Raw genomic sequence first — 1840 nt, 5'->3', positions numbered from 1 at the left:
CGTCATGTCAGACCGCCCAGCACGAACAGCCGAACGCGCCCCAGAAGCCCTTCGCGTCCGACGTCGGCAACGTGCGGCTCCATGCGCTGGCATGTGCATGGCCGTGCATCCCGCACGCACTCGCGCAGCCGCACATCGCCGCAGCCGCCGCCCGTTGCAGCGGCGCGCCGTCGCGCTGCGTCGCGCCCCAGCCGCCATAGCCGCCGTACGCGCGCACCGGCGACCAGTCCGGCATCGCGGGCGGAATCGGCGCGTCGTGCGATGCGAACGGCCCGGCGCCCCACACGATCCGGCCGCCCACCACCGTCAGCAACGCCGTCGTATCGACGATATCGTCCTCCGCGCACGTGAAGAAATCGCGATCCGGGACCATCAGGTCGGCCAGCTGCCCGACCGCGATGCGCCCTTTCTTGCCCTCTTCGTTCGAGAACCACGTCACGTACTCGGTCCACATCCGCAGCGCCGTTTCGCGATCGAGCAGGTTGCGCTGCGGATACAGGCGCATTCCGCCAACCGTCTTGCCCGTCACGAGCCACGCGAGCGACACCCACGGGTTGTACGACGCCACGCGCGTCGCGTCGGTGCCGGCCGACACCTTGAGCCCCTTGGCGAGCATCTTCGCGACGGGCGGCGTCGCTTCCGCCGCCTGCGCGCCGTAGCGCTCGACGAAGTACTCGCCCTGGTACGCCATCCGGTGCTGCACCGCGATGCCGCCGCCGAGCGCCGCGATCCGGTCCATCGATTGCTCGGAGATCGTTTCCGCGTGATCGAAGAACCAGTTCAGCCCTTCCAGCGGAATATCCTCGTTGACCTTCTCGAACACGTCGAGCGCGCGACTGATGGTTTCGTCGTAGGTCGCGTGCATGCGCCACGGCCAGCGGTTCTGCGCGAGCACGCGCACGACGCCTTCGAGATCGTCTTCCATCTGCGCGGGCAGGTCCGGGCGCGCGACGCGGAAGTCCTCGAAATCGGCCGCCGAAAACACCAGCATCTCGCCCGCGCCGTTGTTGCGGAAATAGTCGGTGCCGTCGTGATACTTGACGCTCTTCGTCCAGTTCACGAAGTCTTCCTTCTCCGCGTTCGGCTTCTGCGTGAACAGGTTGTAGGCGATGCGGATCGTCATCTCGCCCGCGTCGTGCAGCTTGCGGATCACTTCGTAATCGTCGGGGTAATTCTGCGAGCCGCCGCCCGCGTCGATCACGCCCGTCACGCCGAGCCGGTTCAGTTCGCGCATGAAGTGGCGCGTCGAGTTGTACTGATACTCGAACGGCAGTTTCGGGCCCTTCGCGAGCGTCGCGTAGAGGATCGTCGCGTTCGGGTTCGCGAGCAGCAGGCCCGTCGGATTGCCCGCGGCATCGCGCAGGATCGTGCCGCCCGGCGGCTCGGGCGTGTCCTTCGTGTAGCCGACCACCCGCAGCGCGGCCGCGTTCAGCAGCGCGCGGTCGTACAGGTGCAGGATGAACACCGGCGTATCGGGCGCGACCGCGTTGAGTTCGTCGATCGTCGGCAGGCGCTTCTCGGCGAACTGGTGTTCGGTGAAGCCGCCGACCACGCGCACCCACTGCGGCGCCGGCGTGATCGCGACCTGCTGCTTGAGCATCTCCATCGCGACGGCGAGCGAGCGCACGCCGTCCCAGCGCAGCTCCATGTTGTAGTTCAGGCCGCCGCGGATCACGTGGCAGTGGTTGTCGGTCAGGCCCGGCAGCACCGCGCGGCCGCCGAGGTCGACGACCTTGGTCGCGCGGCCCGCGAGCGGCATCACCTCCGCTTCGCTGCCGACCGCGACGAAGCGGCCCGCGGCGATCGCCACGGCTGTCGCTGTCGGGTTCGCGCGGTCGAG

The 1840-nt window shown here is 68.4% G+C and carries 1 protein-coding gene; it reads right to left on the bottom strand.

Annotated elements, in window-relative coordinates; genetic code table 11:
- Positions 1–7: 7 nt before the first annotated feature.
- The coding region (locus DIE15_RS36575; RefSeq protein WP_148095701.1) for an amidohydrolase at positions 8–1840 on the bottom strand (1833 nt) is incomplete at its 5' end.

It is taken from the genome of Burkholderia sp. Bp9031, assembly GCF_003857965.1.
Lineage (GTDB): Bacteria > Pseudomonadota > Gammaproteobacteria > Burkholderiales > Burkholderiaceae > Burkholderia > Burkholderia ambifaria_A.
The sequence above is the reverse complement of the archived record's forward strand: the minus strand, read 5'-3'. Positions and strand labels throughout refer to the sequence as shown.